Origin of the sequence: Streptomyces sp. NPDC016640 (assembly GCF_043076215.1) — a bacterium.
GTDB lineage: Bacteria > Actinomycetota > Actinomycetes > Streptomycetales > Streptomycetaceae > Streptomyces.
The window spans coordinates 227,765-249,383 of sequence record NZ_JBIBRG010000001.1 but is presented as its reverse complement, the minus strand read 5'-3'; the positions used below and the strand labels follow the sequence as shown (position 1 = coordinate 249,383).

The window sequence follows — 21,619 nt, the reverse complement described above, 5'->3', positions numbered from 1 at the left end:
CTTCCTACGCACGTCCCTGATGAATACAGGGGCCACATCCGGGTGCCCTCTGTACGAGCCTAGGAGACACCCGATCCGGACGCTATGCGATCCGCGACCGGGACGTGACGGCGCGCGCACCCGGGAGGTGCGGAAACCGATGCCCGTGTGATGGCGAACACATGAGCCAGTGCGTGATCGTCTCGTAACATTGCCGCATGTCTTCGACCGAGCTGCCGTCCGTGCCGCCCGCAACCGCGCTTCCCGGGGCCGTGGCCGTCAGGGTGGCGGAGGGCGAGCGGCTCAGGTCGGTGGAACTGCCCGGGATCACCCTGTCGGTGCGGTCGAGACCACCCGCGCGGGAGGGACTGCCGCCCGCGCTCCACATCCACGGACTCGGCGGCTCCTCGCTGAACTGGTCGGCGCTCATGGCGCTGCTGGACGACGTCGTCTCCAGTGAGGCCGTGGACCTGCCCGGCTTCGGCGACTCCCCGCCCCCGGACGACGGCGACTACTCCATCACCGCGCACGCACGCGCGGTGATCCGTTATCTCGAGGCCGCCGACCGCGGCCCGGTGCACCTGCTCGGGAACTCGCTCGGTGGCGCGATCGCGACCCGGGTCGCCGCCGTACGCCCCGACCTCGTCCGCACCCTCACGCTCGTGTCGCCGGCCCTGCCCGAACTGCGGGTGCAGCGCACCGCCGTCCCGACGGGGCTGCTGGCGCTGCCCGGGATCGTGCCGCTGTTCAACCGGATCACCCGGGAGTGGACGGCGGAACAGCGGGTCCGGGGCGTGACGGACCTCTGCTACGGGGACCCCGCGCGGGTGACGCCGGAAGCGTTCGGGCACGCCGTGCAGGAGATGGAGCGGCGGCTGCGGCTGCCGTATTTCTGGGACGCGATGGCACGCTCCGCGCGGGGGCTCGTCAGCGCGTACATGCTCGGTGGCCAGCAGGGACTGTGGCGTCAGGCCGAGCGGGTGCTCGCGCCGACCCTGCTCGTCTACGGCGGCCGGGACCAGCTCGTCGGCTTCCGCATGGCGCAGCGGTCGGCACGCGCGTTCCGGAACTCGAGGCTGGTGACGCTCCCGGACGCGGGGCACGTGGCGATGATGGAGTATCCCGAGACCGTGGCCCTCGCCTTCCGTGAACTCCTCGCGGACGCAACGGATTCGGTGGACGAGGGGGATACTGGGGAGCCGGGTGCGCAGGACGCCCCGGGGCCGCCCGCCGACACCGGTGGGGGGACCACCGTCGAGAGCATGAGGGGCTGAGGCGCGACGTGGGACGCCACAGCCGTCGCGGACCCGCACCGAAGGGCGACACCGCGGACACCACCGCGGCGCGGGGCGGCCGGGCCGGCCGCGAGGGCCGACGGGGCGATGGCCGGGACGACCGGCCGGGTGCCGGCCGGGACGACGGACCGCACGGAACGCCGCCGCACGGAACGCCGGCATACGGAGCCCAGCGGCCCGGAACCCCCGCCGACGGGGTGCCGCGCCTTCCGGACGGATGGCTTGCGGGGGCAGCGCCGGCAGGTGGCGTCCCGCGCATGCCGGACGGCACACCGGCGCACGGCTTCCCCCGGCTTCCGGACGGGACCCCGGCGCACGGGGTGCCGCGTACGCCGGACGGCACCCCCGCGCACGGGGTGCCCCGGCTTCCCGACGGGACCCCCGCGCACGGTGTCCCGCGCGCCCGGGGGGGACATCCCGAGCAGCGGGAACCAGGGGGCGGCTGGGGGACGTCGCAGGGCCGGACAGCGGCCGGGTCCGGGGCCGGGCACGGCATGCCGCCCGCCGGACAGGGCGTGCCGCTCCCGCGGCAGCGGCGGGCCCCTTCGGAGGGGCCCCGCCAGGACTACCTCGACGCCTTCGGCGAGGAGGACGACCTCTTCACCCCGCGCCGGCCCGCCGCCGCGCGCTCCGGGGATCCCTGCGCCGCCGTCATCGAACGGAACGCCGCTCCGGTCACCGGCATCCCCTCCGGCCCCGGTCCCGGCGGCGACAAGGCCCCGCCGGCCGGAGAGCCCGCGCCGGCCAAGGGCGGCAAGGGGCGCGCGTTCACCGGGGTCGCGGCCGCCGCCGTCACCACGGTGCTGATCGTCGTCGTGGCCGGCCAGGCCGCCGGCGAGCGCGGCGGCACCGGCGTACGGGCGCAGTCCGCCGGCGACCCGGCGCGCGACGTCCGGGACTCCGCCTCGCGCGGGGACGACCGGGAGACCCCCTCGGCTCCCGCCGCCGAGCCGCTGACGTACGAGCAGAAGATGGACAAGAGGTACCCGGTCAGTGCCTCGAGCGGAGGCACGGGGGAGTTCGACGCGATTCCCGGCATCGACAAGGCACCGGGCGCGGGTCAGAAGATCACCTACCGCGTGGACGTGGAGCGGGGGCTCGGCCTGGACGGCGAACTCTTCGCCGAAGCGGTGCAGAAGACGCTCAACGACGATCGCAGCTGGGCGCACAACGGCGCCCGCGCCTTCGAACGCATCCACTCCGGGCAGGCGGATTTCGTGATCACCCTCGCCGGTCCCGAGACGACCGCCGAATGGTGCGCCAGGTCCGGCCTGGACACCACGGTGGACAACGTCTCCTGCGACTCCGCGGCCACCGAACGTGTGATGATCAACGCGTACCGGTGGGCGCAGGGGGCGGAGACGTACGGCGGGAAGATGCACGCCTACCGCCAGATGCTGATCAACCACGAGATCGGCCACCGCCTGGGCTACGGCCACGTCACCTGCGACAAGGACGGCGACCTGGCCCCGGTCATGCAGCAGCAGACCAAGTTCCTCGAGCACGACGGGATCAGCTGCCGCCCCAACCCGTGGCCCTACCCGAAAAGCTGATCACCGGCTGATCGCGCCCTGATCGCCTGGCGCGACGGAACGCGTCCCGCGCGGGAAAGTTACGCCCGTTCACCCCTTCTGGTGGCGTGATGGACAACCGTCCGTCGCGCCACCGCCTTGTCCGCATACGTTCGTCCCGCTGCGAGTCGCCGGATCAACGGCGGCTCCCCGTACGGGAGATCGAGGGTGCACACATGCGCATCGGACTGCTTACGGAGCGTGGTTATCCGTATGTGGGCGGTGAAGGCGGGCTCTGGTGCGACCGCCTGGTGCGCGGACTCGGCCGACACGAGTTCGACGTCTACGCGTTCAGCGGCAGCGCTGTCCAGGAGGAAGCGGGCTGGGTCCCGCTGCCGCCGCAGGTAGGCAGGGTGCGTACCGCGCCGCTGTGGACGGCCGAGGACGACGGGGTGGTGTACGGCCGCCGCGCACGCCGGCGCTTCTCGGAGCACTACGGCGAACTGGCCGCCGTCCTCTGCGCCGCGGCGGCCCCCCTCGCCCCCCGCCCCGAGCCCGCGACGCCCGACGCGGCCCCTGAGGCGGACCGTTTCGCCACCGCTCTGCACGGCCTCGCCGAACTCGCCCGCGACGAAGGCGGACTGCCCTCCGCCCTCCGCTCGGACATCGCCGTACGCGCCCTGGAGCGCGCCTGCAGGGCGCACGGCGCGCCGCGCACCGCGCGCGAAGCGCGTGTACCGGACCTGCTGGCCGTCGCCGCGTACCTCGAGCGCGCCCTGCGCCCCCTCTCGCTCGACTGGTACGAGGAGGACGGGCTCGGCGCGGTCGACCTGTGCCACGCCGCCGCGGGCGGGGTGACGGCGCTCCCGGGTCTGCTCGCCCACCACTTCTTCGGCATCCCGCTGCTGGTCACCGAATACGGCGTGCGCCTGCGGACGCACTACCTCACCCGCCCGGACTCCTCGCCCGCGGTCCGCTCCCTGCTCGCCGCCTTCCAGGGCAGGCTCGCCGCCGAGGTCTACCGCCGGGCCGCGTTCGTCACGGCGGGCAACACACACGCCCGCCGCTGGCAGGAGCGCTGCGGCGCCGACCGGGCGAAGCTCCGCACCGTGTACCCCGGCATGGACGCCGAGCCCTTCGCGGAGGTGGGCGAGTCCCCGGAGCGGACCGACCCGCACACCCTGGTCTGGGTCGGCCGGGTGGAGCCCGCCAAGGACCTGGTCTCGCTGCTGCACGCCTTCGCCGAGATCCGCAAGGAGGAGCCGAAGACCCGCCTGCGGATCGTCGGCTCCCCCTCCGGCCCCGAGGGCGCCGCCTACCTCGGCCACTGCACGGCCCTGGCCGCCCACCTCTTCCCGGACGAGGCCGAGGGCCCGCACGCCGTCGGCGACAACCCCGTGTCCTTCGAGGAACTCGGCGGTCCGGACGTGCCGACCTCCGCGGACGCCCACGCGTGCGGCGCCGTGACCGTTCTCTCCAGCGTCGTCGAGGGGTTCCCGGTCGGCCTGGTCGAGGCGATGTTCTGCGGTCGGGCGACGGTCTCCACGGACGTCGGCGCGGTCGTGGAGGCCGTCGGCGGCACCGGTCTCGTCGTACCGCCGCGCAATCCGCGGGCGCTCGCCCAGGCGTGCGTCTCCCTGCTGCGAGACCCCGGGCGCCGTGCGCGCCTGGGTGCCGCGGCGCGGGCCCGCGCACTCGAACTGTTCACCGTCGACCAGAACGTCGCGGCGTTCCACGGCATCTACCTGGAGATCGTCGCGCGGGCACCGGTCCACCGGCTCCTCCTCGACGACACCGGCGACCCCCTGCCCTTCGCCACTCCCGCCGAGGTCCACGTCCCCGGCCACTGGAGCGACCCCCCGCCGCGCACCGTCCCCGGCTGGGCCGTGGACACCCCCGCTCCCGCGACGAGGACGGCCCGATGACCGACCCGGGAGAACTGGACCGCGGCACCCGGCCGGGCACGGCCGACCCGGTCAAGGCACTGCTGCACCGCCACCGCGACCTGTGCGAACGGGCGGTGGACCCCCTGGAGATCGCAGCGGGCCTGGAGGCCCACGGCATCACCGACCGGACCGCCGCCCGCTTCCGCCACCGCGACGTCTTCTCCCTCGCGGAGGAGCTCTACGCCCGGGCCCCCGGCCACGGAGAGACGCCGCGGCCCGCCCCGCAGCCCACGCCGCCCAGGAGGGGCGCCGGGCGGACCGTCCGCCTCCTCCTCCCCCTTCTGCCCGGCGCCCTGTGCGCGGCGTCGGTGATCGCCCTGCGTCACACCGGCGGCCGGACCCGCCTCTACGCGGCGGCCGTCGGCGTGCTCGCCGTCACCCTCGCCCTGCGCGCGGTCCTGCGCCGTGGACCGCTGGGCACCCGCGGCAGCGTCCCGCCCCGCTCCGCCACGGCGTCCCGGACCTGGTGGCTGACCGGCTACGCCCTCCTGGGCGACGGCCTGCTCGGGGCGGCGATCAGCGGCGGCCCGGACGGCCTGCCCAACGGCACGCTTCAGGGGCACTGGCCGCTCACCGTCGCCCCCGTCCTGGCACTCACCCTGTCCTGCGCGCCCGCGGCCTGGACCGCGCACCTCTTCACCGCGCGCGCCCGCCGCAGGCTCGGATCGAGCCGTGGCCTGGAGGACTTCGCCGCCTCCGTACGGCCCCTGCTGTCCGGCACGGTCGCCCTGTACCTGGCCGCGCTGGCAGCCCTTCTCGCCGCGTCGTCCGCCCTCCTGGAGGAACCCTTCGCCCTCGCGGAAACGCTCACCCTGGGCGCCCTCCTCTTCCTCGCCCGCCTCCTCACCGCCCATGGCTTCACCCACGCGCCGAAGGTGATGCTCACGATCACGGCCGCCACCCAGGCCGCAGCCCTGGCCTCGGTCTTCGCGGGCCGCCTCCCCGGCTGCGCCCCGCTGGCCGCGCCCGTGGAGACCCTCACGGCCTGGGACGCCGCCGCGCTCCCCGCCCTCACCTGCGGCGGAGCGGCCCTGATCCTCCTGATCCACACCTTCCGCACACTCACCCGGGCCTCGGCCCACACCCCACCGGAGCCACCACGGTGACCCCGCCCGAAGGAGACCCCGCATGACCACCCGCCCCGCCCCGCCGCATTCCGAAGGAGCCGCCCGATGAGAGTTCTGCTGATCGGAGCCAACGGCTACCTCGGCCGCTTCGTGGCCGACCGCCTGCTGGCCGATCCCGCCGTCCAGCTCACCGCCCTGGGCCGCGGCGACGACGCCGACGTCCGCTTCGACCTCGCCACCGGCAGCCCCGGGGCCCTCACCCGCTTCCTCGACGCCGTCCACCCCGGCGTCGTGGTCAACTGCGCCGGCGCCACGCGGGGCGGCGCCCGCGAACTCACCCGGCACAACACCGTCGCCGTCGCCACCGTCTGCGAGGCGCTGCGCCGCAGCGGCTGCGGCGCCCGGCTCGTGCAACTCGGCTGCGGCTCGGAGTACGGCCCCAGCCAGCCCGGCTCCTCCACGGCGGAGGACGCCGTCCCCCGCCCCGGCGGCCCCTACGGCGTCAGCAAGCTCGCCGCCACCGAGCTGGTCCTCGGCTCCGGACTGGATGCCGTGGTCCTGCGGGTCTTCTCACCCGTCGGTCCCGGCACCCCCGCCGGCTCCCCGCTCGGCCGGCTGGCCGAGGCGATGCGCCGCGCCATGCAGTCCGGGGACGGGGAGCTGAAACTCGGCGGCCTCGGTGTCCAACGGGACTTCGTCGACGTCCGCGACGTGGCCCGCGCCGTCCACGCCGCCTCGCTCTCCGCCGCGCAGGGCGTCATCAACATCGGCTCGGGCCGCGCCGTCCGCCTCCGCGACGCCGCCGCGACCCTCGCCCGCGTGGCCGGCTACGCCGGCGCCCTCAACGAACTGGACGGCCCGCCCGGCCTGCACCACCCGCCCCACGGCACGGCGTACTCCCACCACACCACCCACGCGTCGCACGCCAGTCAGTCCTCCCACCTCCGGCCCACCATCGGCCACCCCCGATCCGACCCCGACCACCCGGCGAACCCGGCCGCCTTCCCGTACCCGGACGGATGCGGCAGCTGGCAGCAGGCCGATGTGCGCACCGCCCGCGACCGGCTGGGCTGGCGCCCCCGGATCAATCTCGAGGAGTCCCTGGCCGACATCTGGATGGAGGCGGCATGCCGCATCTGACCAGGGTCAGACCCGGCACGGCGAGCACGGGCGTCCGCACCGGCATCGGCATCCCCGGCTTCGCACACCCCCTGATCGCCCGCGCCGAGTGGAACGGACTCACCCGCCCCGGCACCCCGCTGCACTGGGTGGTGCTCAACGTGGCCGACGGCCCCGGCGACCGGCCCGACCCGCACTGCCTGGAGTCGGCCGGCCGTCTGCGCAACGCCGGGGTCCGCGTCCTCGGCCACCTCGACACCGCATACGGCCTCCGTACCTTCGGCGAGGTGGTCTCGGACGCCCACCGCTTCCTCGACTGGTACCAGGTCGACGGCTTCCTCCTGGGCCGCTGCCCCGCCGACCGCGCAGCGCTTCCCGAGGTCCGGCGCACCGTCACCACGCTCCGGGTGGTCCACGAAGAGGCCCACATCGTCCTCGGGCACGGCACCCACCCCTGTCCGGAGTACGCCGAACACGCCGACCAGCTGGTCACCTTCTCCGGCCCGTGGAACGACTACCGCTGGTCGCAGGCGGCGGAGTGGACCGCCGACCACCCGCCCGAACGCTTCTGCCACTTCGTGCACGGAGTTCCCGGGCCGCATCTGGAGGAGGCCCTGCGCATCGCCCGCTGGCAGGGGGCCGCGACGATCTACTTCACCGATCACACGGGACGCGGCGGCCGCGACGAATGCTGGGAGCCACTGCCCGGTTACTGGGACGACATCGTCTCGCGTATCGGGACGGGTGTCTCGGAATGAAAAAGGCCATGGCAGTGTTGAGCGGAGAACAACCGTAGTGATCGACCGACCAACGGAGTCCCCGTGTCGCTGCCACCCCTGGTCGAGCCGGCCCCCGCGCTCACCGTAGACGAGGTCCGCAGGTACTCCCGCCACCTGATCATTCCCGATGTGGGCATGGACGGGCAGAAGCGGCTGAAGAACGCCAAGGTGCTCTGTGTGGGCGCCGGTGGCCTGGGCTCGCCGGCGCTGATGTACATGGCCGCGGCCGGTGTGGGCACGCTCGGCATCGTGGAGTTCGACGAGGTCGACGAGTCGAACCTGCAGCGTCAGATCATCCACAGCCAGGCCGACATCGGCAGGCCGAAGGCCGAGTCCGCCCGTGACACCGTCAAGGGCATCAACCCGTACGTGAACGTGATCCTTCACGAGGAGCGGCTCGAGGCCGACAACGTGATGGAGATCTTCGGTCAGTACGACCTGATCGTCGACGGCACGGACAACTTCGCGACCCGCTACCTGGTCAACGACGCCTGCGTCCTGCTGAACAAGCCGTACGTGTGGGGCTCGATCTACCGCTTCGACGGCCAGGCCTCGGTGTTCTGGTCCGAGCACGGCCCCTGCTACCGCTGCCTGTACCCGGAGCCCCCGCCCCCCGGCATGGTCCCCTCCTGCGCCGAGGGCGGCGTCCTCGGCGTGCTGTGCGCGTCCATCGGCTCCATCCAGGTCAACGAGGCCATCAAGCTGCTCGCCGGCATCGGTGAGCCCCTCGTCGGCCGTCTGATGATCTACGACGCCCTGGAGATGCAGTATCGCCAGGTCAAGGTCCGCAAGGACCCCGACTGCGCGGTCTGCGGCGAGAACCCGACCGTCACCGAGCTCATCGACTACGAGGCCTTCTGCGGTGTCGTGTCCGAGGAGGCCCAGGCGGCGGCCGCCGACTCCACGATCACTCCCAAGCAGCTCAAGGAGTGGATCGAGGACGGCGAGAACATCGAACTCATCGACGTCCGCGAGCCGAACGAGTTCGAGATCGTGTCCATCCCGGGCGCCCGGCTGATTCCCAAGAACGAGTTCCTCATGGGCAGTGCCCTGGAGACCCTGCCGCAGGACAAGAAGATCGTCCTGAACTGCAAGACGGGTGTCCGCAGTGCGGAAGTCCTCGCGGTTCTGAAGTCCGCGGGCTTCGCCGACGCCGTCCACGTCGGCGGCGGCGTGATCGGCTGGGTCAACCAGATCGAACCGGAGAAGCCGGTCTACTGAGCGACGACGCCCGGCACGGAAGCCGGGGCGGGGGCTTTGGGCACCACGGGTGCGCGGGGCCCCCGCCGTCGTCACGAGCAGACCTTGCCGTCCTCGGGCACCGTGCCCTCCCGCAGGTAGGCGTTCACCGTGGAGTCGACGCAGTCGCTGCCGCTGCCGTACGCGCCATGGCCCTCGCCCTTCCAGGTGAGCACCACACCGACGCCCTCGCCCAGTTCGTCCGCCATCCTCCGGGCGCCCTCGTACGGCGTCGCCGGGTCGCCGGTGTTGCCCACGACCAGGATCGGCGCCGCGCCCGGCGCGCTCACCTCGGGGGTGTCGTGCTGACCGGGGACCGGCCAGTCGTGGCACCAGCCGGCCGTGTCCCAGCCGAGGAAGGAGCCGAACACGGGCGAGATCTCCTCGAACTCCGGCAACAGCCTCTTCGTCTCCTGCGGGGTCGGCCGCTGCTTGGCGTCCAGGCACGATATGACGCGCTGTGAGTGGGTCGTGGTGCCGTAGCGGCCCGAGGAGTCACGTTCGTTGTAGCCGTCGGCCAGCGCCAGCAGTTCCGAACCGTCCCCCTCCTGTGCCGCCTTCAGCGCGCTGGTCAGCGCCGGCCAGCCGTCCTTGCTGTACAGCGGCAGCACGATGCCGGTCAGCGCCAGGGTCTGCGTCAGCTCACGCCCGGAGGAGGACGTCGGCAGTGGTTCGGCGTCGATCCGCTCCAGCAGCTCCGCGATCTCACGCGAACCCCGCTCGGGGTCCCGGCCGGTGGACTTCAGATAGTTGTCGAGCGCCGTCTGGAAGCCCCGGGTCTGGTTCCTGGCGTGGCCCACCGTGTCCGCGCCGGGGTCGACCACCGCGTCGAGCGTCATCCGCCCGACCCTCTTCGGGAACAGGTGGGCGTAGACGCCGCCGAGTTCGGTGCCGTAGGAGATGCCGAAGTAGTTCAGCCGGTCGTCGCCGAGGGCCTGGCGGATGCGGTCCATGTCGCGGGCGCTGTCCGTGGTCGAGACATGGGCCATCAGCTTCCCGGCCGCCTGCCGGCAGCCCTGGCCGAAGTCCGCCGCGTCCTGGAGGAAGGCCTGCTCCTCGGCCGGCGTGTCCGGGGTGCCGTCCACCGACGACTCGGCGGCCCGCATGCTCTCGTCGTCGCGGCAGCGGATGCCCCCGCTGGCGGCCACTCCTCGAGGATCCCAGCTCACCAGGTCGTACCGCTCCCGCAGCTCGGAGACCGTGTCGGCGTAGGACGGCATCATGGACACCCCCGAGCCACCGGGGCCGCCGAAGTTGAACAGCAGGGAGCCGAGGCGGTCGTCGCCCGTGGCCTTGGCCCGGATCAACGCCAGCCCTATGGTCGAGCCGTCGGGCTCCGACCAGTCCAGCGGCACCCGCAGCGTGGCGCACTGCCAGTCACCGCCCGGCGCGGGGGCGTCCCCGGCGGCCCTGCAGCGTCCCCAGTCGAGCGCCGCCCCGCCGCTCCTGCCCTCGTTCCCGGAGCCGTCGTCCGACGAGCCGCCGCTGCAGCCGGCCGTCAGAAGCGCGGCGGCGACCGCCAGGGCCGTCCACCGTGTGATACCGGTCATGCGCCGATTCCCCCCCTCGCTGGCCGTCCGCACTGTGCCGCAGATGGCGGTCAGGCCATGGTAGGCAGATCCGCGATTCGCCGGGACTGCCTGTGGACAACGCTCTGAACTGCAACTACACAGGACCGCCCGGAGCCGGGCGTCCGCTCGGGTCACCGGGTCGGGTCACCGGGAGCGGCGCCGCGCCCGGGGCGCTCACGTCCGGATGGTCGGCCGCTCCCGGCACGGCCCAGCCGGTGCAGCCGGGCATCCCCCACGCGAGGCAGCCGCCGAACAGCCCGGCCGCTCGACTCCGCCCGGGATCAGCACGAGGCCGACGGTGCCCGCCGCGCGGCTCCTCCCGGTCCAGGGGCACCTTCATGGCGGCGCAGGTCCGGGTGCCACCGTCCGGCAGGGGAGACGGGGAGGGGCCGGCGCCCCGGGCACCGGCCGTACGAGGTAAGCACGCCGGCTCCCGCGCGTGCCGTCCTACAGCGCTTCCTTGCGCGTGAGGTGGTTGAAGGCCAGCCATCCCGGCAGCACCGGCAGCCACAGCGTCAGCAGCCGGAAGAGCAGCACCGCGGGCGCGGCCACCTCCTGGGGGAGCCCGACGGCGATCAGGCCGACCGTCAGGGTCACGTCGACCGCGCCCACACCGCCCGGGGTCGGTGCCGCGGACCCCAGGGCGTTGCCCGCGAGGAAGACGACCGCGACACTGGCGAGGCTGACCGAGGCCGTGTCGCCGCCGAACGCCCGGATCGAGGCGTCCAGGCACATCACGAAGCAGGTGGTGAGCAGCAGCATGCCGCCGATGCCGGTGACCAGCTTCTGCGGGCGCTGCAGCACGTCGAGCATGCGTGGCACGACACCCGCGAAGAGCGAGCGCACGCGCGTGACGACGAATTTCCGCAGGAACGGCACCGAGGTCACCACGAGCACCAGGACCGCCACCGTCAGCAGACCCGCGATGACCGTGCGGGACGGCGACAGGGAGGGCGTCTTCTCGGTGCCGGTCAGGTAGCCGAAGGACAGCAGCAGCACGATGTGCGAGCCCAGCCCGAACAGCTGCGAGGCGCCGACGCTCGCCACCGCCAGCCCCGGCCGCACCCCCGCGCGCTGGAGGAACCGGGTGTTCAGCGCGACCCCGCCCACCGCCGCCGGGGCGACGATCTTCACGAACGAGCCGGCGACCTGCGCGGTCACGGTGCGCAGGAACGGCACCCGTTCCGGCACGAACCCGAGCAGCGACATGGCCGCCGCGAAGTAGCTGGCCGCCGAGAACAGCACGGCCGCGGCCACCCAGCCCCACTCGGCGTTGGCGATCAGCGGCCCGAACTTGGTGTGCGTGAGCTGGGTCAGCAGGAAGTACGCGCCGATCGCGCCGGCGATGAAACTGATCAGCGTCCGCGGCCGCACCCGCTCCAGACGGGCCGGTTCGACCGGGGCCTGCGGCCTGATGCGCAGCACCTCGTGCCGGATCTGGGTGAGCAGGTCCTCCTCGCGCGCCTCCTCGACGGCTTCGTCGATGGCCCGTTTCTCGGCCCGCTGCTCCGCGCGTACGGCCTTCTTGTCCGGCTTGTCGAGCGCGGGTCCGTCGGCGTCCTCGGCGGCCTGCTCGGCGCGGAGCAGTTTGGCCTGCCGGGAGGCGTCGAGGACCGCCTCGCGCTCGCGTTCCGCGCGTTCCCGGCCCAGCCTCCGCAGCGTCGCGCGCGTGGAACGGCTCAGCGCGATGGGCTGGAGCATCGGCAGGCAGTCCGCCACGGCGTCGGGCCCGAGGACGCTCAGCGCGGAGGCCACCGCCCGTTCGGCGCCCACCCTGAGGCCCAGCGTCACCAGCAGCTGGGAGACGTCCATGCGCAGCAGCAGCTCACCGGCCGCGATCTCGCCGACCCGCAGGTCGGTGAGGATCACCGTGCCGGAGGGATCCACCAGGATGGCGTCGCCCACCAGTCTGCGGTGCGCGATGCGGCGGGACTGCAGTGCCCGTACCTGGTGCCACGTGTCGTGCAGCAGGCCGTCGGTGATCTCCTCGTCCGGCAGCGAGTCGAGGGTGCGTCCGCCGCTGTGCTCGTAGACCAGCATCACCGCGTCGGGGCCCAGTTCGGAGGTCGCGATCAGCCTGGGTGCGTTGGCGCCGGCCGCGATGGCCGCGTAGGCCAGCAGTGCCTCCTGCTCCAGCGCCTGGCGCAGCGACTGGAGGCTGCTGCGCGTGGCGAAGCCGCGCAGGGCCAGATTGCGCCACGCGCGGTAGAAGAAGCCCTGGGCCTGCTGCTCGCGGTCGACCACCGTCACGTCCAGCGGAGGCCCGTCCTCCAGGGTGACGAAGTACCGGCGTCCGCGGTCCCCGGCCTCGGAGGCGTCGGGGGACTCCACGCGGGACGCGGTCACGGGGCGGAATCCGACGGTCCGCAGGCCCGCCATGAGGGTGCGGCCGGTCGGGCGCACATTGGGCGAGCCGACCGCGTAGAGGGTGCCGTAGGCCACGGTCCAGCCGATCAGCACCGTGAGAATGATCGAGAACGGTGTCGTGTACCCGGTGACCAGCATCGAGAAGGCGTCGAGGAGCAGCACGACCCACAGCACCGCACGCCATCTGGGTCTGCGGGACATCCCGACGGCCGTCATGTACGCGATGACCGGGGCGAGATAACCGTGCACCGGATCGGTGAGCGCGGCGAAGTCGCCGGGGGAGGGCTGGGTGAGCGCGTCCTGGACCGAGTCGGGGGCGGCACGCGCGACCCACAGGTCCGTGGCGAGGGTCACGCCGTGCGCGAGGACGGCGGCGAGCACGCCGTCGGCGATCCGGAGCCCGTCCCGTTTGATCAGCCGCTCGATGGCGAAGGCGACCGGCACCAGGAGGATGGCGATGCTGGACGCCAGGCCCGCGATCTTGATGAGCAGGTCGGGCGCCTGACCGGTGCCCTTGTTGATGTCCTGTTCCAGGCCCGAGGTGGTGCTGCTGGCGAACGCGGCGATCGCCAGCAGCACCACGACGGCGAGGACGCCCACCAGCAGCCGCACGAGATCGGACGGGCGGTGCACGCGCGCGGGCAGCAGCGGTTCGTCGCCCTCGACCTCGTCGACGTGCGCGGTGTCGGGATCCGCCGTGTCCGGGCGGTCCACGGGGTCCGGGCGCGACGAGGCGTCAGCGGTGCCCTCCGTGTCCCCGGCGTGTGCGCCCTGCTGCTTCATCGTCTCTTCTCGATCTCGTATCACCAGTCACCGCCCGCATGATGGTGGCATGCCGTACCGGCTCCAGGGGGCATCAGGGTCAGAAAGGCAGGCGGCGCAGCCGGCCCGTAGGGACCCCCGGGAGTGAGCCGTGCGCACGCGCGTGACCACGCCGCGTTGTCGGTGGGGTGGGGCAGGATGGGCCGGATGAGCCAGGAGAGCCTTCCGTCCGACGGCGGCCCCGAGCACCCCGACGCCCTGCCGGACTACGCCGAGCGGGTCCTCGAGGTGGCCGAACTGATCCCCCCGGGGCGTGTCATGACGTACGGCGACGTGGCCGAGTGGCTGGGGGAGGGCGGGCCCCGGCAGGTCGGGCGCGTGATGGCCCTGTACGGAGGGGCCGTCCCGTGGTGGCGCGTGGTCCGCGCGGACGGTGTGCTGCTGCCGGGCCACGAACCGAGAGCCCTCGGCCACTACCGCGCGGAGGGCACGCCGCTGAAGGAGGCGGGCCGGGCCGCGGGGGGCCACGTGCCGCGCCTCGACATGAGACGGGCGCGGTGGGACGGCGGCGGGCACACCGGGGGTCACACCTGACAGCTTCCGCCATCGCGCACACCGCCGTGTGACCTGTGATGCTTCCGGGGGACATGAGGCATATCCGCGGCATGACGTACGTTCGTGAGACGAGGGACATGCGCGTCGTGAGGGGCCGGAGGGAAGAAGCGGAAAGTCTGCTTCCGCGCTTTTCACCGGCGTAGCGTCGGCTGCGCGTGTCCCCCTCGCCCCGCGAACCACCGCCCCGCACGCGTGGCGAATGGCCCAACAGCACACCCACCAGGACCGGCGAACCACGTGAGCTCCTCTTCCTCCACAAGCGGCCTGTCGCACCCCCAGGTGCGGCGGGGAAGCCGTGGCGCTTATCGACTGGTGCGTACCCCGCCGGTTCGCGCGATTCCCCCCCGACTGGACGCCGCCCAGCGCTCCGTGGTTGAGCACGGGACCGGCCCGCTGCTCGTTCTCGCGGGTCCGGGCACCGGAAAGACCACCACCCTCGTCGAGTCCGTGGCCGCGCGGATCGCCCGTGGCGCGAACCCCGAGCGCATCCTGGTGCTGACGTTCAGCCGCAAGGCGGCCGTCGAACTGCGCGACCGCATGGCCCTGCGGATCGGAGCCGCGCGCGCCCCGCAGGCGACCACGTTCCACTCGTTCTGCTACGCCCTGGTCCGCGCCCACCAGGACAGCGACCTCTTCGTGGAGCCGCTGCGCCTCCTGTCGGGCCCCGAACAGGACGTCACCGTCCGCGAACTGCTCGCCGGCCAGGTGGACCTGGAACGGCTCGGGCTCGCCCACGTGCGCTGGCCGGACGAACTGCGCGCCTGCCTGACCACCCGCGGCTTCGCCGACGAGGTCCGCGCGGTGCTCGCCCGCAGCCGCGAACTGGGCCTGGGCCCCGGCGCCCTGGACGCCTTCGCCCGCCGCATCGGACGCCCCGACTGGCGCGCCGCGTCCGCCTTCCTCGCCGAGTACCTCGACGTCCTCGACCTGCAGGGCACCCTCGACTACGCCGAACTGGTCCACCGCGCGGTGCTCCTCGCCCGCCGCCCGGAGACCGCCGGACAGCTGGCCGCGCGGTACGACGCCGTCTACGTCGACGAGTACCAGGACACCGACCCCGCCCAGGTACGGCTGCTGCGCGCGCTGGCCGGCGGACGCACCCTCGTCGCCTTCGGCGACCCCGACCAGTCGATCTACGCCTTCCGGGGCGCGGACGTCAACGGCATCCTGGAGTTCCCGCACACGTTCCCCCGCGCGGACGGCCGCCCGGCCCCCGTCGAGGTGCTCCGCGTCTCCCGGCGCTCCGGTGCCGCGCTGCTGGAGGCCACCCGGCGGGTGACCCGGCGCATGCCGCTGCCCCGGCTGCCCGCCGAGAAGGTCCGCGCCCACCGCGAGCTGACCGCCGCACGGGACGGCGGCGGGGTCGAGGTGTACACCTATCCGACGGCCGGCACGGAGCTGGACAACATCGCCGACATCCTGCGCAGGGCGCACTTGGAGGACGGCGTTCCGTGGAACGACATGGCCGTTCTGGTGCGGGCCGGCTCCCGGACCCTGCCTCTGGTCCGCCGCGCGCTCACATCGGCGGGCGTCCCCGTGGACGTCGACGGCGACGACCTGCCCCTGCGCCACGAACCGGCGGTGGCCCCGCTGCTGACGGCGCTGCGCGCGGTGGCGACGGCGGAGGCGGGTGACGCAGAAGGCACCGACGCCGGGGCGGACGCCGAGGGCGACGTCGAGGCCGACGCCGAAGCCGGGGCGGACACCGAGGCCGACGCCGAAGCCGGGGCGGACACCGAAGCCGGGGCGGAGGTCGAGGGCGATGCCGAGGCGGACGCCGAAGCGGAACCGTGCTGGCTCGACACCGAAACCGCCCTCACCCTGCTCGCCTCCCCCCTCGCCGGCATGGACGCCGCCGATCTGCGCCGGCTCGGGCGGGCCCTGCGCGAGGAGGAGCGGGCCGCCGGCAACCCACTGCCGCCGCCCTCGGACGAACTGCTCACGCGTGCGCTGGCCGAGCCGGAGCGGCTCGCCGTGCACGACCCCGTCTACGCGCGGGGCGCGCAGCGCCTCGGCGCCCTGCTGCGCCGGGCGCGTGAACGCCTGGCGGGCGGCGGTACGGCGGAAGAGGCCCTGTGGGACCTGTGGGACGGCACGCCGTGGCCCCGACGTCTGGAGCGCTCCGCCCGGCGCGGCGGAGCGGCGGGCCGCAACGCCGACCGGGACCTCGACGCCGTGTGCGCGCTGTTCGCGACCGCCGCCCGCGCGGAGGAACGCACCGGCGGCCGGGGCACCCTGAACTTCCTGGAGGAGATCGAGGCCCAGGACATCGCCGCCGACACCCTGACGCGCCGCGCCGCCCGTCCCGACGCGGTGCGCCTGATGACGGCGCACCGCTCGAAGGGGCTGGAGTGGCGGCTGGTCGTCGTGGCCGGCGTCCAGGAGGGCCTGTGGCCGGACCTGCGCCGCCGGGGCTCCCTCCTGGAGGCCGACCGCATCGGCCGCGACGGACTCGCCGAACCCCTCACCCCCGGCGCGCTGCTCGCCGAGGAACGCCGCCTGTTCTACGTGGCCGCCACACGCGCGCGTGAGCGTCTCGTCGTGACCGCCGTGAAGGCACCCGCCGACGACGGCGACCAGCCCTCCCGCTTCCTGACCGAACTCGGAGTCGAGCCCAAGGACGTCACCGGACGGCCGCGCCGCCCCCTGTCCGTCGCCGCGCTCGTCGCCGAACTGCGCGCCACCACGGTCGACCCGCGGGTCTCCGACACCCTCCGGGAAGCGGCGGCCGGGCGGCTGGCCCGCCTCGCCGCGCTCGCCGACGAGGACGGCCGCCCCTTGGTGCCGTCCGCACACCCGTACCGCTGGTGGGGCATGTTCGAACCGACGCGGTCCAAGGTGCCGCTGCGCGACCGCGACCAGCCCGTCGTGCTCTCCGGCAGCGCACTCGACCAGCTCGCCAACACCTGTGCCCTGCAATGGTTCCTGGGCCGCGAGGTGAAGGCCGACGCACCCGCGACCGCCGCCCAGGGCTTCGGCAACGTGGTGCACGTCCTGGCCGACGAGGTGGCCTCGGGGCACACCCCGGCCGATCTCGCCGTCCTCATGGAGCGCCTCGACTCCGTGTGGAACGCGCTCGCCTTCGACGCGCCGTGGAAGTCGGCGCAGGAGAAGGAGAACGCGCGCGTGGCGCTCGAACGCTTCCTGAAGTGGCACGTCATGGACCGCACCGGCCGCACCCCGGTGGCCAGCGAGCACGACTTCGACGTCACCCTCGGAGCGGGCGAGTACGAGGTCCGCATCCGCGGCCAGATGGACCGCGTCGAGGCCGGCGGCGACGGCCGCGCCTACGTCGTGGACTTCAAGACCGGCAAGCAGGCGCCCAGCTCGGCCGAGGTCGCCCGTCACCCCCAGCTCGCCGTCTACCAGCTCGCCGTCCGCGAGGGCGCCGTCGACGACGTCTTCGACGGCACACGCCCCGAACCCGGCGGTGCCGAACTCGTCCAGCTGCGGCAGGGAGCCGCCCGACGGGACGGCGGCGAGATCCTGCCCAAGGTGCAGGCCCAGGAGCCGCCGGCGGGCGAGTGGGTCGGCGATCTGCTGGCCACCGCCGCCGGCAAGGTCCTTGACGAACGGTTCACCCCGACCGCGGGCCAGCACTGCACCCACTGCGCGTTCCGGGCCTCGTGCAGCGCCCGCCCGGAGGGCCGGCACGTGGTCGAGTGAACGGCGTGACGCATCGCACCACCCACGTCGACCTGCGGTTCCTCGCCGCGGAGCGCTCTCGTGGCCTCCGGTGTCGGTGCCCGCCGCTAGCCTCTGTCTGTGCCCGCTCACATCACCGGTCCCGATCAGCTCAAGGAGCTGCTCGGGATCCCGTTCACCCCGGAGCAGACGGCCTGCATCGTCGCGCCGCCCGCCCCGCAAGTGATCGTGGCCGGAGCCGGATCGGGCAAGACGACGGTGATGGCGGCCCGCGTGGTGTGGCTGGTCGGCACCGGCCAGGTCGCCCCCGAACAGGTGCTCGGCCTCACCTTCACCAACAAGGCCGCCGGCGAACTGGCCGAACGCGTCCGCAAGGCGCTGATCAAGGCCGGCGTCACCGACCCCGACGCCCTCCCGCCACCCGGCCACCACCCTTCGGCGACGGCACTTCGCGCGGGCCCCTCCCCGTCGGACCCGGACACCCCGCCGGGCGAGCCGGTGATCTCCACGTACCACGCCTTCGCGGGCCGCCTCCTGACCGACCACGGCCTGCGCATCGGCCTGGAACCGACCTCCCGGCTGCTCGCCGACGCCACCCGCTACCAACTCGCCGCACGCGTCCTGCGCGAGGCACCCGGCCCCTACCCGGCGCTCACCCGCTCCTTCCCCGACCTGGTCGGCGACCTCCTCACCCTCGACGGCGAACTCGCCGAGCACCTCGTACGACCCGAGGACCTGCGCGCCCACGACGCCGCACTGCTGCGCACCCTGGAGAACGTCAAGCTCACCAACGCCGACCTGCGCAAGATCCCCGAGGCCGCCGCCGCGCGGCGGGAACTCGCCGACCTCGTGCTGCGCTACCGCCGGGCCAAACGAGAACGCGACCTGCTCGACTTCGGCGACCAGATCGCCCTGTCCGCCCGGCTCGCCGAGATCCCCGAGGTGGGCCGCGTCCTGCGCGAGGAGTTCCGCGTCGTCCTCCTCGACGAGTACCAGGACACCTCGGTCGCCCAACGCGTCCTGCTCGCCGGGCTGTTTGGCGCCGGCACCGGCCACCCCGTGACCGCCGTCGGCGACCCCTGCCAGGCCATCTACGGCTGGCGCGGCGCCTCCGTCGCCAACCTCGACGACTTCCCCGAGCACTTCGCCCACGCCGACGGCCGCCCCGCCACCCGTCAGTCGCTCAGCGAGAACCGGCGCAGCGGCGGCCGCCTGCTGGACCTCGCCAACGGCCTCGCCGAACCCCTGCGCGCCATGCACGCGGGCGTGGAGGCCCTCCGCCCGGCCCCGGGCGCCGAACACGACGGCACCGTCCGCTGCGCCCTGCTGCCCACCCACGCGGAGGAGATCGACTGGATCGCCGACTCCCTCGCCCACCTCGTACGCACCGGAAAGGCACCCGGCGAGATCGCCGTGCTGTGCCGCACCGCCGGCGACTTCGCCGAGATCCAGGGCGCCCTGGTCGCACGTGACGTCCCCGTCGAGGTGGTGGGCCTGTCCGGGCTGCTGCACCTGCCCGAGATCGCCGACCTCGTCGCCGTCTGCGAGGTCCTCCAGGACCCCGGCGCCAACGCCTCCCTCGTACGGCTGCTGACCGGACCGCGCTGGCGCATCGGCCCGCGCGACCTCGCCCTGCTGGGACGGCGCGCACGGCTGCTCGTCTCCCACGCGCACGCGCACGGCGACGACGATCCCGACCGGCGGCTCGCCGCGGCCGTCGAGGGCATCGACCCCGCCGAGGTGATCTCGCTCGCGGACGCCCTCGACACCTTCCTGGAGACACCGCTCGACGGCCGGGGCGACGACGACGGCCTGCCGTTCTCGCCGGACGCGCGCGTGCGGTTCGCCCGCCTGGCCGCCGAACTGCGCGACCTGCGCCGCTCCCTGGCCGACCCCCTCATGGACGTACTGCACCGCGTCCTGGCCGTCACCGGCCTGGAGGTCGAACTGTCCGCATCCCCGCACGCCCTGGCCGCCCGCCGCCGCGAAACCCTCTCCAACTTCCTCGACATCGCCGCCTCCTTCGCCACCGGTGACGGCGAGGCCACCCTGCTCGCCTTCCTCGGCTTCCTGCGCACCGCCGCCCAGTACGAGAAGGGTCTCGACAACGCGCTGCCCGGCGGCGAGAACACCGTCAAGGTGCTCACCGCGCACAAGGCCAAGGGCCTGGAGTGGGACGTCGTCGCCGTCCCCGGACTGGTCAACGGCACCTTCCCCAGCGGCCAGGGCCGCGAGAAGTGGACCGCGCAGGGCAGGGTGCTGCCGCACGCCCTGCGCGGCGACGCCGACACCCTGCCCGACGTCGCCTCCTGGGACTCCCGGGGCCTGAAGGCCTTCCACGAGGCCATGAAGGAACACCAGCACACCGAGGAACTACGCCTCGGCTACGTCACCTTCACCCGCCCCCGCTCGCTGCTGCTCGGCTCCGGTCACTGGTGGGGGCCCAGCCAGAAGAGACCGCGCGGTCCCTCCGACTTCCTCCACGCCCTCTACACGCACTGCGCCGCCGGCCACGGCGAGATCGAGGCCTGGGCGGACGAGCCCACCGAGGACGAGGAGAACCCCGCCCTGCGCCGGGCCACCGACGCCCAGGCGTGGCCCCTTCCCCTGGACGACGCCGCGCTCGCCCGCCGCCGCGCGGCCGCCGAGACCGTCCTCGCCCACCTCGACCGCCTCGCCGGGCGCCCGGACGGCCCCGCCACGGCCGTGCACGACCCGGACACGTACGAGGACCCGGACTGGCCACCCCCGCCCGAGGACGAGGATCTCCTCCCCGAGGACGAGGACGTCCCTCCCGAGCACCACGGCTTCCCTCCCGAGGAGGACGGCCCCTTCGAGGACGGCCCCTTCACGGACACCGACCCCGGCGGCTGGGACTCCTGGACCACCGGCCGCCCCGCCGTCCCGCGCCAGGCGACGGCCCCGGAAGCCACCGCGCGCCACCGCGCGGCGGAGCCGCCCCACCTCGCGCGAAAGCCCGGGAGAGCCCGGCTCACCCCCGAGGAGGCCCGCACCGTCGCCTCCTGGGACCGCGATCTCGATGCCCTCACCGGCGAGCTGCTGCGCACCCGCGCGAGCGTCACCGAGGTCCGGCTGCCCGCCTCACTGACCGCGTCCCAGCTGCTCCGCCTGGCCGCGGACCCGGACGGCTTCGCACAGGAGCTGGCCCGCCCCATGCCCCGCCCGCCGCAGCCCGCCGCACGCCGCGGCACCCGCTTCCACGCCTGGGTCGAGGCGCGCTTCGAGGAACTGACGCTGCCCATGCTCGACCCCGAGGAGCTGCCCGGCAGCGAAGCCGAGATCGCCGACGAGCGGGACCTGGAGGCCCTCAAGGAGGCCTTCGAGCGGACCGAGTACGCCCACCGGACGCCCCACCGCGTGGAGGCACCCTTCCAGCTGACGATCGCGGGCCGGGTCGTCCGCGGCCGCATCGACGCCGTCTACCAAGAGGAAGACGGGGACGGGACGACGTACGAGATCGTCGACTGGAAGACCGGCCGCGGCCGCACCGCCGATCCGCTCCAGCTCGCCGTCTACCGGCTCGCCTGGGCCGAGCAGCAGGGCGTCCCCCCGGAGTCCGTCACCGCCGCGTTCCTGTACGTCCGCACCGGCGAGGTCGTCCGCCCCGACGCCCTGCCCGGCCGCGCCGAGCTGGAACGGCTGCTGCTCGAGGAGCCGTCCGGTGAGATACCGCACTCCGAGGACGCCGGCGCGGGCCGATAGG

At 73.8% G+C, this 21,619-nt stretch carries 12 protein-coding genes; 10 read left to right on the top strand and 2 right to left on the bottom strand.

Features of this window, described 5'->3' with window-relative positions:
- Positions 1 to 197 precede the first annotated feature (197 nt).
- From ACF07S_RS01125 to moeZ, 7 genes are all read left to right on the top strand, one after another.
- A complete protein-coding gene (locus ACF07S_RS01125; protein WP_391973153.1) occupies positions 198 to 1,253 on the top strand; it encodes an alpha/beta fold hydrolase in 1,056 nt (351 codons plus the stop codon).
- 8 nt (positions 1,254 to 1,261) lie between these two features.
- Positions 1,262 to 2,827 carry a DUF3152 domain-containing protein gene (locus tag ACF07S_RS01120; protein WP_391973152.1) on the top strand — a complete coding sequence of 522 codons (1,566 nt, stop codon included), beginning with the start codon at positions 1,262 to 1,264 and terminating at the stop codon, positions 2,825 to 2,827.
- Positions 2,828 to 3,021: 194 nt separating this feature from the next.
- Positions 3,022 to 4,710 (top strand): DUF3492 domain-containing protein, encoded by a 1,689-nt coding sequence (locus ACF07S_RS01115; protein WP_391961427.1) that lies wholly within the window; start codon positions 3,022 to 3,024, stop codon positions 4,708 to 4,710.
- Positions 4,707 to 5,837: a hypothetical protein gene (locus ACF07S_RS01110; protein WP_391973151.1), complete on the top strand. Its 1,131-nt coding sequence runs from the start codon at positions 4,707 to 4,709 to the stop codon at positions 5,835 to 5,837. The genes ACF07S_RS01115 and ACF07S_RS01110 overlap by 4 nt, the downstream gene beginning before the upstream one ends.
- 66 nt (positions 5,838 to 5,903) lie before the next feature.
- The gene (locus ACF07S_RS01105; RefSeq protein WP_391961425.1) at positions 5,904 to 6,938 is read left to right on the top strand and encodes an NAD-dependent epimerase/dehydratase; all 1,035 of its coding nucleotides are present in this window, start codon (positions 5,904 to 5,906) and stop codon (positions 6,936 to 6,938) included.
- The gene (locus ACF07S_RS01100) at positions 6,926 to 7,675 is read left to right on the top strand and encodes a spherulation-specific family 4 protein (RefSeq protein WP_391961424.1); all 750 of its coding nucleotides are present in this window, start codon (positions 6,926 to 6,928) and stop codon (positions 7,673 to 7,675) included. The genes ACF07S_RS01105 and ACF07S_RS01100 overlap by 13 nt, the downstream gene beginning before the upstream one ends.
- Before the next feature lie 63 nt (positions 7,676 to 7,738).
- On the top strand, positions 7,739 to 8,917 hold the full coding sequence (gene moeZ / locus ACF07S_RS01095) for an adenylyltransferase/sulfurtransferase MoeZ (RefSeq protein WP_391961423.1): 1,179 nt from the start codon (positions 7,739 to 7,741) through the stop codon (positions 8,915 to 8,917).
- 71 nt (positions 8,918 to 8,988) lie between these two features.
- Here the strand turns inward: moeZ and ACF07S_RS01090 are convergent, their stop codons facing one another.
- The gene (locus ACF07S_RS01090; RefSeq protein WP_391973150.1) at positions 8,989 to 10,485 is read right to left on the bottom strand and encodes an alpha/beta hydrolase; all 1,497 of its coding nucleotides are present in this window, start codon (positions 10,483 to 10,485) and stop codon (positions 8,989 to 8,991) included.
- A 468-nt stretch (positions 10,486 to 10,953) separates the two neighbouring features.
- Positions 10,954 to 13,656 (bottom strand): YbhN family protein, encoded by a 2,703-nt coding sequence (locus tag ACF07S_RS01085; RefSeq protein ID WP_391973149.1) that lies wholly within the window; start codon positions 13,654 to 13,656, stop codon positions 10,954 to 10,956.
- A gap of 186 nt (positions 13,657 to 13,842) precedes the next feature.
- Here ACF07S_RS01085 and ACF07S_RS01080 point away from each other — a divergent pair, with 186 nt between their 5' ends.
- From ACF07S_RS01080 to ACF07S_RS01070, 3 genes are all read left to right on the top strand, one after another.
- Complete coding sequence (locus tag ACF07S_RS01080; RefSeq protein WP_391961420.1) at positions 13,843 to 14,229, top strand: MGMT family protein; 387 nt, start codon at positions 13,843 to 13,845, stop codon at positions 14,227 to 14,229.
- A gap of 258 nt (positions 14,230 to 14,487) precedes the next feature.
- Positions 14,488 to 17,916: a UvrD-helicase domain-containing protein gene (locus tag ACF07S_RS01075; RefSeq protein WP_391973148.1), complete on the top strand. Its 3,429-nt coding sequence runs from the start codon at positions 14,488 to 14,490 to the stop codon at positions 17,914 to 17,916.
- A gap of 99 nt (positions 17,917 to 18,015) precedes the next feature.
- Complete coding sequence (locus ACF07S_RS01070; protein WP_391973147.1) at positions 18,016 to 21,618, top strand: UvrD-helicase domain-containing protein; 3,603 nt, start codon at positions 18,016 to 18,018, stop codon at positions 21,616 to 21,618.
- The last annotated feature ends 1 nt before the right edge of the window (position 21,619 follow it).